At 71.5% G+C, this 11,047-nt stretch carries 10 protein-coding genes; 2 read left to right on the forward strand and 8 right to left on the reverse strand.

The genetic code is table 11. The annotated features are described in order from the left end of the window. Positions 1-8 precede the first annotated feature (8 nt). On the reverse strand, positions 9-1,343 hold the full coding sequence (locus C2L59_RS35055) for a PLP-dependent aminotransferase family protein (RefSeq protein ID WP_103353826.1): 1,335 nt from the start codon (positions 1,341-1,343) through the stop codon (positions 9-11). A 189-nt stretch (positions 1,344-1,532) separates the two neighbouring features. On the opposite strand from C2L59_RS35055, the gene C2L59_RS35060 reads away from it, so the two are divergent. Then, the gene (locus C2L59_RS35060; protein WP_103353827.1) at positions 1,533-2,177 is read left to right on the forward strand and encodes a GNAT family N-acetyltransferase; all 645 of its coding nucleotides are present in this window, start codon (positions 1,533-1,535) and stop codon (positions 2,175-2,177) included. Positions 2,178-2,387: 210 nt separating this feature from the next. On the opposite strand, the gene C2L59_RS35065 is transcribed toward C2L59_RS35060, so the two are convergent. From C2L59_RS35065 to murJ, 7 genes are all read right to left on the reverse strand, one after another. Next, positions 2,388-3,536: an N-acetylmuramoyl-L-alanine amidase gene (locus tag C2L59_RS35065; RefSeq protein WP_103353828.1), complete on the reverse strand. Its 1,149-nt coding sequence runs from the start codon at positions 3,534-3,536 to the stop codon at positions 2,388-2,390. 273 nt (positions 3,537-3,809) lie between these two features. Beyond that, entirely contained in the window at positions 3,810-4,133 is a 324-nt protein-coding gene (gene trxA, locus C2L59_RS35070) for a thioredoxin (RefSeq protein WP_003082899.1), read from the reverse strand. Positions 4,134-4,168: 35 nt separating this feature from the next. After that, positions 4,169-5,161 carry a thioredoxin-disulfide reductase gene (gene trxB / locus C2L59_RS35075; protein WP_103353829.1) on the reverse strand — a complete coding sequence of 331 codons (993 nt, stop codon included), beginning with the start codon at positions 5,159-5,161 and terminating at the stop codon, positions 4,169-4,171. A gap of 79 nt (positions 5,162-5,240) precedes the next feature. Further along, entirely contained in the window at positions 5,241-6,029 is a 789-nt protein-coding gene (locus C2L59_RS35080; protein WP_103353830.1) for a hypothetical protein, read from the reverse strand. Continuing rightward, positions 6,026-6,649, reverse strand: coding sequence for an RNA polymerase sigma factor SigM (gene sigM / locus C2L59_RS35085; RefSeq protein ID WP_103353831.1), 624 nt, complete (start codon positions 6,647-6,649; stop codon positions 6,026-6,028). Before sigM ends, C2L59_RS35080 begins: the two co-directional genes overlap by 4 nt. Positions 6,650-6,680: 31 nt before the next feature. Beyond that, the gene (locus C2L59_RS35090; protein WP_103353832.1) at positions 6,681-8,273 is read right to left on the reverse strand and encodes a protein kinase family protein; all 1,593 of its coding nucleotides are present in this window, start codon (positions 8,271-8,273) and stop codon (positions 6,681-6,683) included. 79 nt (positions 8,274-8,352) lie between these two features. Next, entirely contained in the window at positions 8,353-10,080 is a 1,728-nt protein-coding gene (gene murJ, locus C2L59_RS35095) for a murein biosynthesis integral membrane protein MurJ (protein WP_233223848.1), read from the reverse strand. 354 nt (positions 10,081-10,434) lie between these two features. Here murJ and C2L59_RS48310 point away from each other — a divergent pair. Further along, positions 10,435-11,047: hypothetical protein (locus tag C2L59_RS48310; protein WP_199199404.1), on the forward strand; the 613-nt coding region annotated here is incomplete at its 3' end.

An 11,047-nucleotide genomic window follows, 5' to 3' on the forward strand; every position in this document is an offset into this window, starting at 1 on the left:
AGAATGAATCAGACCGTGTCCGGGGACGGGTTCTGCGGTCCCTGGATCTGGCGCGAGGTCACGCTACCGAAGGTGCGGGCGAGGTCCATTTCGGACTCCAGCACCGCCGCCAGCCGCCGCACGCCCTCGCGGATGCGTTCCGGGGTCGGGTAGCAGTAGGACAGCCGCATCTGGCGGCTGCCGAACCCGTCCGCGTAGAAGCCGGTGCCGGACGCGTACGCCACCCGTGCGGTCACCGCGCGCGGCAGCATCGCCTTCGTGTCGACGCCCTCCGGCACCGTCACCCAGACGTAGAACCCGCCGTCCGGCTTCGTCCACGAGCAACCCGGGGGCAGGTACTGGTCGAGTGCGGAGAGGATCGCGTCGCGCCGCTCGCGGTAGTTCTCGCGGAACTTCTTGATCTGGCCCTTCCAGTCGTGCGTGGCCAGGTAGCGCGAGACGATCATCTGGTTGAACGTCGGCGGGCACAGCGTCGCCGACTCCGCGGCCAGCACGAGCTTCTCGCGCACGGCGTGCGGCGCGAGCACCCAGCCGACGCGCAGGCCGGAGGCGAACGTCTTGGAGAACGAGCCGAGGTACACGACGTTGTCGGGGTCGGTCGACCGCAGCGCGGGGTACGTCTGCCCGTCGAAGCCGAGCAACCCGTACGGGTTGTCTTCGACGACCAGGACGCCGTGCTCCCGGCAGATCTCCAGGATCTCCGCGCGGCGCTCGACGGCCAGCGTGACGCCGGCGGGGTTGTGGAAGTTCGGGATCGTGTAGAGGAACTTGACCCGGCGGCCGGCCTTCTTGGTCTGGTCGAGCGCTTCACGCAGCAGCGAAGGCACCAAACCCTGGTCGTCCATCGCGACGTGCACGACCTGCGCCTGGTACGCGGCGAACGACCCCAGCGCGCCGACGTACGAGGGGCCCTCGGCGATCACGACGTCACCCGGGTCGCAGAACAGCCGCGTGACCATGTCCAGGCCCATCTGCGAGCCGACGGTCACCACGACGTCGTCCGGGTGCGCCTTGATGCCTTCCAGGGCCATGATTTCGCAGATCTGCTCGCGCAGCACCGGGATGCCGTGCGCCGAGCCGTACTGCAGGGCCACCAGGCCGTCTTCGGCGATGATCTCGGCCACCTGCGCCGACAGCGTGTCGAGCGGGAGGGCTGCCAGGTTCGGCATGCCGCCGGCCAGCGAAACCACCTCGGGCCGGCTGGCCACCGCGAACAGGGCCCGGATCTCCGAAGCGGTCATCCCGGCGGTGCGTGCGGCGTACCGCTCGAGGTGCGGGTCGAGGTTCTGGCGGCCACTGGTTTGCCGGCCACTGTGCGGCTTGCTGGGGCGGTTCTCGGTCATCGACGATTCACCCGGGGGCTCGGTTGGCAGATCCTGTCGAGTGTAACCGTGCACCCATCCGGGACCCCTGGCCTTTCGGTGCTTGTCACATCGGCCTATCCTCGACCGTGGCCCCGTGTTCGTGCCGTGGATCTTGCGCGGCTTGACGGGCGGGCGGCCGGTCGGGACAGCAGGTCAGGGAGGTCGCGGGTGTCGCGTCGCGTCGTGGGCGTCACACTGGACAACCTGGAGCACCTGCCGAAGAGCTGCCGCCGGTGCGTGTACTGGGAGCTGGCGCCGCACCTCAAGCACCAGGCCGAGGAGTTCGGCGCGACCGAGGTCGAGAAGGAAGCCTGGGTGTCGAGCGTGCTGCTCGAGTGGGGTTCCTGCGGCCGCATCGTCTACAGCGACACGCTGCCGGTCGGGTTCGTGCTGTACGCCCCGCCGAACGCCGTCCCCCGTGCGCTGGCCTTCCCGACGTCCCCGCCGAGCGCGGACGCGGTCCTCCTGACGTCGTTCCAGATCCTGCCCGAGTTCCGCGGTGGCGGCCTCGGCCGGATGCTGGTCCAGGCGGTCGCCAAGGACCTGACGAAGCGCGGGGTCCGCGCGATCGAGGCGTTCGGCGACGCCCGCCCCGACGAGGCCGACCCGGACGGCGGGCACAGCTGCGTGCTGCCGGCGGCCTTCCTGCAGAGCGTGGGCTTCAAGACGGTCCGCCCGCACCAGAAGTGGCCGCGGCTGCGCCTCGAGCTGCGTTCGGCGATCACCTGGAAGGAAGACGTCGAGGCGGCGCTGGAGCGGCTGCTCGGCCAGGTGACGATCACCACCGCCGAGCCGAGCCTCGGCCGCGCCTGATTTTTGATCCGTAAACGTTTGCGCTTGTGTTTCGGCAGGTCCGGAACACGGTGTGCACAACTGTGGAAGAAGAGCCGAGTTATCCACAGAGCCCTGCTAGGAGCGGTGGACAAGCTGTGGAGAACTGCCCCGAAACCTGGGGACGCGCGCATCGCGTCCCCAGGGGTGGTGGGGCAGCTGAAGGAGAGCCGCTAGGGGTTGTGGTCGACCCTATTCGGCCTTCGCGAGCTCGTGCGCCAGAACGTCGGCGAACGTGAACGTTCCCGTCGGCTGGTCGCCTTCGCCGAGCAGGTACAGGCGCTTGACGGCGATCAGGATGCCCTCCGCGACGATGTCGCGGAACGCCGGGTCGCCGAGCTTGCGGGCGTCGTCCGGGTTCGTCAGGTAGCCGATCTCGACCCGGACGGCCGGGCACCGGGTGCGGGTGAAGATGTCCCACGACTTGTAGTGCGTGCGGCAGTCGAGCATGCCCGTTCGGGCCGCGACCTCGCGCTGGATGAAGCCGGCCAGCAGCTCGCCCACCGTGGACGTGGTGCCGTTGCCGTTGCCGAAGTGGAAGCTCGCGACGCCCTGCGCGCGCGGCGAGGGGTTCTTGTCGCTGTGCAGCGAGAGGAACAGGTCGGCGCCCGCGTCGTTGGCGAACTTGGCGCGCTCCAGCTCGGTGGGGCTGTGGTTCGGGCCGCGGGAGATCAGCGCCTCCATGCCGGTGGCCTTCATCCGGCCCTCCAGGCGGCGCGCGAGGTCCCAGGCGATGTCGGCCTCGCGCAGGCCGCCGGCGACCACGCCGAGGTCGTCGCCGCCGTGGCCGGGGTCGATCACGATGCGCTTGCCGCGCAGCCGCGGACCGGCCTGGCGCACCTGCTCCTGCTCGCGCAGGAAGACCGGGCGGCCGCCGCGGGCGCGCGGCGAGGACAGGCGGTGCAGTTCGCGGATGGTCGCCGGGCCGCACATGCCGTCCGGCGTCAGGCGCATGTCGCGCTGGAACGTCTTGAGCGCGCGCTCGGTCGCCGGGCCGAAGTAGCCGTCGGGGCGGCCGGCGTCGAAGCCGAGCTCGGTGAGGCGCTCCTGCAGCGTGAAGACGTCGTCGCCGTGGACCGGGGACGCGATCATGTACGACAGCGGGCGGCTGCCCAGGTGGTAGCTGGCGCCCTTGAGCGCCTGGAACGTCGCCGGACCCACGATGCCGTCGGTCATCAGCCCACGACGCTGCTGGAAGGCACGGACGGCGCCCTCGATGGCGACGTCGAACGTGTCGTAGGCGTCGGTACCGGTGACCGGCGGGAGCAGGTCCATCCCGGCCAGGATGGACCTGATCTCGGCGACGTCCGGACCGGCGTCACCGCGGCGGAGTACCCGCATGCACTCCTCGCTCTTCCTAAGGCACCGATGGGGAGCTCGGTGCGTGGTAAGAAAACCTTCGCTGGGACGGGCCCAGGTCCTCTATTGTGCCTTGCCAACTCTGGGTGACAGCGCAGGCCCGGTAGGTACGTCAAGAACCCGTTAGTGGAGTACCCGGCGTGGTCGCGATCACGCACGATTTCACCCACCTTGCGCAGATTCCCCCGAACGGCGACGAACCCGGGGCCACGAGAGGGATTCCCGCAGGCCCCGGGTTCGCCGGAGTGGTTCGATTCAGAGGACGTCGGCGAGGTCCGACAGCAGCGCGGCCTTCGGCTTCGCGCCCACGATCTGCTTCACCGGCTTGCCGCCCTGGAACAGGATCAGCGTCGGGATGGACATCACCTGGTAGTCACGCGGCGTGTTCGGGTTCTCGTCGATGTCGATCTTGGCGATGGTCAGCTTCTCGCCGTTCTCGGCCGCGATCTCCTCGAGCACCGGGGCGACCATCTTGCACGGGCCGCACCAGGTGGCCCAGAAGTCGACGAGGACCGGCTTCTCGCTGGTCAGGACCTCGTCGACGAACGTCGCGTCGGTCACCTTGACGGTGTTGGCCATGGTTTCTCCTTCAGGGGTGGTTGGAAGCCGGTAAGTCAGTTGGTGCCCGCGCCGTAGCCGCCGCCGACGAGCTCGGCCGCCTCGTGCGCGTCCGACTCGCCGTGCTCCGCGAGCCATCGTTCCGCGTCGATCGCGGCGCTGCACCCGGAACCGGCGGCGGTGATCGCCTGCCGGTAGGTGCGGTCCACCAGGTCGCCGGCCGCGAAGACGCCGTCGAGGTTGGTGAAGGAGGTCTTGCCCTTGGTGACGACGTAGCCGTCCTCGTCCAGCTCGACCTGCCCCTTCACCAGCTGGCTGCGGGGGTCGTGCCCGATCGCGACGAAGAAGCCCGACACGTCGAGCGTCGACTCCGAGCCGTCCTTGGTGTCCTTGAGCTGCAGGCCCTCGACCTTGCCGTCCCCGAGCACGCCGGTGATCTGCGAGTTGAGCTGCCACTTGATCTTCTCGTTCGCGCGGGCGCGCTCGATCATGATCTTGGAGGCGCGGAACTCGTCGCGCCGGTGGACGATCGTGACGGACTTCGCGAACTTCGTCAGGAAGGTCGCCTCCTCCATCGCCGAATCGCCACCGCCGGCGACCACGATGTCGTGGTCGCGGAAGAAGAAGCCGTCACAGGTCGCACAGGCCGACACACCGCGGCCGAGCAGCTCCTGCTCGCCCGGCACGTTGAGGTACCGCGCCGCGGCACCCATGGCGAGGATGACCGCGCGGGCGGCGTAGCGCTTGCCGTTCGCGACGACGTACTTGACGTCCCCGGTCAGCTCCAGCGACTCGACGTCCTCCGCGCGCAGCTCGGCGCCGAAGCGCTCGGCCTGCTTGCGCATCTCCTCCATCAGGTCCGGACCCATGATGCCGTCGCGGAACCCGGGGAAGTTCTCGACCTCGGTCGTCGTCATCAGCGCGCCGCCGAACTGCGTGCCCTCGAACACCAGCGGTTCAAGCTGGGCCCGCGCCGCGTAAACGGCAGCGGTGTATCCGGCAGGACCCGACCCGACGATGATCAGGTTCCTGATTTCCTCGGCAGCCACCCGTGACCTCCGCTCGTAGTGACCCGTGTACCAGGCTCAACACGATCGTAGGTGGCCATGTTCCCGGCCGTGACAGCTGCTACTTCTCCCCGACGACCTTGTCGAACAACACGGCCGGGTTTCCGGGTCCGCAGTCCGCTCCGAAGGCCACCAGCCGGAACTGGGCGAGCTTGCCGGTGGTCAGGATGATCATCACCCCGGCCTTGCCGCCGACGTTCACCGGGCGGATGCCCTCCGGGCGCACCTTCGGGTCCAGGCCGGCGGCCGCGATGCACGCGTCGAGCCGGTCCTCGTTCTGCAGCGGGCCGAAGTCGCGGACGCCGATCGCCTTGCCGACCAGGGCCTGCGCGCCGGCGCCGTCGGTGCCGACCGACGGGCCCGTCGGGGCGGCGACGTTCGGGGTGCCGGGCTGCTGCGACGTGCCGGGGATCGCGACGGTCACGGCGACCACCGCCGCCGCGGCCGCGGTCAGGACGCCGGCGGCCCAGCCGAGCCGCTTGTTCCGCTTCCGCCGGGCCGCCGCGAGGTCCACCACCGGGGCGTCCTGCGGTGCCGGAGCTGCCTGCTGGGCACCCGGCTGCGTTGCCCCGGGAAACCGCGCCGCTGCTTCGGCGGCCAGCGCCGCGTCCAGCCGGGCGGCGAACTCCGCGGGCATCCGCGGGGCGGGTGTGTGGGCCAGCGAAGCCAGGTCGGCCTGCGTGGCGTCGAGGGCGGCCAGGATCTCCCGCGCCTCCGGGTCGGCGTCGACCAGCGGCCACAGCTCCGCCGCCTGCGCCTCGTCCAGGACACCGGCGTGGAGGTCGGCGAGCACGTCGACAGACCAGGGCGGACCGACGGTCCCCCCGATCCCCCGGCTTTCGTCCGTCATCGTCCCTCCCCGCTACCCGGCTGACGCCCGGCCCGTTTGCTTTCGTGAGTTGGGACGTTCGCAATCGCATCGGGGTTCCGCAGGTGCCCGAGAACCTTCGCGAGTTTTCCCCGGCCCCGCGCGCACCGGCTCTTCACCGTGCCCTCGGCGATGCCCAGCATCTTGGCCGTCTCGGCGACGGAGTATCCCTCGACGTCGACCAACACGATCGGGGCACGCTGCTCTTCGGGCAGCTGGTCGAGCGCCTCGCGCACGAGCAGGCTGGTCTCGCGCTCGGCCATCGAGTCGCGCGGGGTGGCCGGCTCGTTGAAGCCGGTCTCCGGCAGCGGCACGGTCGGGCGCGCTTGGCGGCGGCGGATCCGGTCGAGGCAGGCGTTCACCACGATCCGGTGCAGCCACGTCGTGACCTGCGACTCCGCCCGGAACTTGTCGGCCGCGCGGAACGCCGAGATGAACGCGTCCTGCAACGCGTCGGCGGCCTCTTCCGGGTCGCGGACCGTGCGCAGGGCGACCGCCCACATGCGGTCGCGGTGTCGCTGGACGAGTTCGCTGAACGCATGGGGGTCCCCCGCGGCGTGAGCCGCTATCAGATCCGCATCCGTGGGAGCTGCAGCTGTCACCCGGCAGAGCCTACTGACCTCCTCGGGTGCGTCACCCCGCAGGCAGGAAGGACAGGTCACCGATCTGGGAGAGGTGGGCGCCGTCGTCGCCACCCAGCTGAGTGATCCAGACGATGAAGTATTCGCTCTGCGTCGGCTGGGCCAAGGCGATCGTCGTGTCGCCGTCCTGGAGGTCGCCGTTGCCGACCACCTTCGTGTCGGCCAGGTCCGGGTTCTTCTCGGTCGCCGAGCGGATCTCGACCTTCGTGCCCGCGGTACCGCCGCTGACCTTGACCTGGCTGAGGTTGATCGGGTCCTGGAAGGTGACGACCAGCCCGACACCCGGCTTGATGGTGGGGAACTGCTGCTTGTACTGCTCGGTCTTCCACACCGTGCCGGGGTCGCCGTCGATCGCGTTCTTCGCCCGCCCGGGGTTGTCGCCCTTGCCCTCGGGGTTGTAGACCGCCACGGCCTTCGGCGGCACCGCCGCGCCCACCTTCGGCGCCGGCGGCGGGGCCGGCGCGGACGACGACGCGGGCGGGGCCGCGGCCGGCTGGCTCGACGCCGGCGGCGCGGCGACGTTGATCGACGGCCCGCTCGCCTTCGAATCGCCCTGGAAGACGTTGATCAGCATCAGGCCGCCCCAGGCGAGGATGACGACCGTCGCGACGACCAGCACGGTGACGCCGAGGGCGAGCTTGCGCCGCCGGGCGACGTCCTTGACCGGCTTCTTCGTCGTCCAGATCGTGCCGTCGGCCTCGGCCGGGTCGCCGCCGACGGCCTTGATCAGCTGGGTGCGCTCCTCGGCCTCGGCCACCTGGTCGAGCACGCGGAGGATGGCCGCGCTGGTGCGGATGCCGCCGTTGCCGCCGTCTTCGATCGTGCGGACGGCCAGCGACGAGAGGTCGGCCGGGACCGTCGGCACCAGCTGGCGCGGCGGGACGATCCGGCCCTGCGGCGTCATCGGCGCCGCCGGGATCGCGGGCGGGCCGCCGGGCAGCGCCCAGCGGCCGGTCAGCAGCAGGTACAGGACCGCGCCGAGCGCCTTGACGTCGTCGCGCAGGGTCGCCTCCGGCAGCGGGCCGGGGAACGCCAGCTTGAGCGCGCCGTTCGGCGTCAGCCGCAGCCGCTGGGGGTGGTCGAGGCCGAGCACGAGCCCGTTCTGGTGCGCCTGCTCGACGGCTTCCGCGAGCGCCTGCACCATCCGCGCGGCCGCGGCGGGCGCCACCGGCCGCTGCGCGACGAGGTCGACCAGGTCGCTGCCCTTGGTCCACTCCGCGACGACGACGCCGAGCAACCCTTCGCTGGAGGTCACGCCGCTGCCGAGGGCGAGCACGTCCAGCACGCGGGCGACGCCGCCGTGACCGAACTTGGACGCGTGCGTCGCGCGTTCGAGGGTCCGCCGGGCCAGCCGGGCGGCTTCGGGATCCGCCGGGTCGCCGACCAGCAGGGTCAGCGCCACGTCCCGCTTCAGCTGCCCGTCACGGGCACGCCAGAGGTGCGCGTCGCCCCGCTCGTCCACGCCGAACTGCGCGAGGAGGCGGTAGCGGCCGTCGCCGACCACACGCCCGGGGGCCAGCGATCCGACCTGGGCCTTGCCCACGTGGTTCGCACCCCCCGCCTGTTCGCTCCGCCTCGTGTCCACCCGCACGCTCCCGTTAGCTCCCCGCTCCAAGGTTACCCAGAATACGACGCGGGAGTCGTCGCCTTCCGTACCGCAATCGTTACCGGCGCTTGATCAACCGGGTGAACCTCGAAGTGGCCGGCTGGAGCTCCTCCACCTTGAGCGCCATCAGCACCCCGAACGAGACGACGATGCCGACCACGCTCTGCAGCAGCAGCTTCGCCCAGGCGCCCAGCCGGGGCCCGAAGAAGTCCGGCACGAGCTTGCCGGCGACCCAGGCCGCGGCCACCCCGAGGACGCTCGCGACGACCGTGAAGAGAATCACGCCGATCACCCGCTTGCTGCGCAAGTTGCCCAGCGTCACCCAGAGCCAAACCTGGCCGAGGATCGCGCCGACCACGAACGTCAGCGCGTTGACCATCATCACGCCGAGCACGACGTTGTCCGGCGACAGCAGCACCGGGCACAGGTACAGCAGCGGCACCTTGACCAGCGTCATCACGATCATGATCAGCGTCGGCGTGCGCGCGTCCTTCATCGCGTAGAACACGCGCATCTGCAGCATCACCAGCGCGTACGGCAGCAGCGCGAACGCGGAGATGGCGAGCGCGTCGCCGAGCCGCTCGGCCGTCTCGACCGTGCCCTTGCCGAAGGTGAACAGCGCGATGCCGATCGAGCCGCCGACCACGGTCATCACCGCGGAGATCGGCACGAGCATCACCGTGGAGATCCGCGACGCGTACGACAGGTCGCCGATCAGCTTCTTGTGGTCGCCGTCGGCGGCCGCGCGGCTCATCCGCGGCATGATCGCCGTCAGCAGCGAGACGCCGATGACGCCGTACGGCAGCTGGAAGAGCAGCCAGGCGTTGCTGTAGGCCGTGACACCACCGGGTGAACCGCTGGTCAGCACGCGCGTGTTGATCGTGTACCCGATCTGGCTCACCGCGACGTAGCCGAGGATCCAGAGCGCGAGGCCGCCGAACTCCTTCATCTGCTTGTCGATGCCCCAGCGCCACTTGAACCGGAAGCCCGACCGCAGCAGCGGCGGGATGAGCAGCAGCGCCTGGGCGACGATGCCGCCGGTGACGCCGATGCCCAGCGTCAGCACCTTGGGGTCGGTGATCGAGACGTGCCCGGTGTCGATGTCGCCCGGCATGATCCAGACGACCAGGATGGTGAAGATGACGACCAGGTTGTTGATCACCGGGGCCCACGCCGTCGGCCCGAAGATCTGCTTGGCGTTGAGCACCGCCGAGAGCAGCGCGAACACGCCGTAGAAGAAGATCTCCGGCAGCAGCAGGTAGGCGAACGCCGTGGTCAGCGCCGGGCTCGCCTTGCCGGACGAGTCGACGTAGAGGCTCGTGAACGCCGGTGCGGCGATCACCGCCACCACCGTGCCGACCAGCAGCAGCGAGAACGCCACCGTGATGAGCCGCTGTGTGTAGGCCGCGCCGCCGTCGGGCTCGTCCTGCGAGCGCACCAGCAGCGGCACCACCACGCTGGCGAGTACGCCACCCATCAGCAGCTCGAAGATGATGTTCGGCATCGTGTTGGCGACGTTGAACGAGTCGTTCGCGATGCCCTGGCCGATCGCGCCGACCAGCAGCAGCTTCCACAGGAAGCCGGTGATCCGGCTGATCAGCGACGCGATGGCCATCCGCCCGGACGCCTTCGCCAGCGACGGCGCCTTGGCCGGGGCCTCTTCGGGCGCTTCCCCGTCCGGCCGGGGCTTGACCAGCGGCCCCTTGAGCGCCGGCATGACCTGGGTGGCCAGCGCGTCGTACGGCCGCATGACGTCGGGGTCGGCGACCGGCCAGCGCGAGTTCATCGGGACGCCGGCGGTGCGCGGGATGAACCGCGTCGCCTCCGGGTCGGGTGGGCGCTGGACCTGGGTGGCCTCCTCCTGCCACGGCCGGACCGGCGCCGGACGCCGGGAGCCGCGACCGCGCGGCGGCACCGGCGTGCCCGGCGGCGGAGTGCCGGGGCCGGGCAGTGGGGTGCCGGGCAGTGGGGTGCCGGGCAGTGGAGTGCCGGGCGGCGGAGTGCCGGGCGGCGGGGTGCCGGGCGCGTTCGGCTGCGGGAGCCGGCCCTGGTGGGCCGCCGGACCTGCCTGTTGACCGCCCTGCGGCGGCGGCCCGGCGGGCGGCGGGCCCGGGTGGGCGTTGCCGGGCGAGATGACCGGTTGTGCGCCGCTCAGCGGCTGGTTCGGCGGTGGTACGGCCGGCTGGGCGCCGCTGTGCGGCGGTGGGCCGCCCTGCGGCGGTCCGCCTGGGCTGACTGGCTGTGGGCCGCCCGGGCCGGCCGGCTGTGCGCCGCCGGGCGGCACCGGCTGGACCCGCGTGGGCGCCGGGCCGGCGTTGCGCGGCGGCTGGCCACCCCGCGGCGGACCCTGCGGCGGCGGCGGGACCCGGCGCGGCGGCCGGTCCTCGCGCAGCGCGCGGTCGTCGTGCGGGGCACGCTCGTCCCGCGGCCAGTCGTCGCGCGGCCAGTCGTCGCGCGGCGGTTCGCCGCGGGGGCCGCGCTCGTCGCGAGCCGGGTAGTCGTCGGGGGCAGCCCGATCGCCGCGGGAGGCGCGGTTGTCGCGGGCGGGGTAATCGTCCGGGGCAGGGCGGTCGCCGCGGGAGGCGCGGTTGTCGCGGGCCGGCCGGGCGCCGGGGGCGCGCTCGCCACGGACGGGCCGGTCGTCCCCGGAAGGCCGGTCGTCGCGGACCGGGCGGTTCCCTCGCTGCGGCTGGCCGTCACGGCGGGGCTGGCCGTCGCGGGCCGGGCGGCGGGGTGGGGCGTCGTCGCGGGGT

It is taken from the genome of Amycolatopsis sp. CA-128772 (assembly GCF_002904295.1).
Taxonomy (GTDB): domain Bacteria; phylum Actinomycetota; class Actinomycetes; order Mycobacteriales; family Pseudonocardiaceae; genus Amycolatopsis.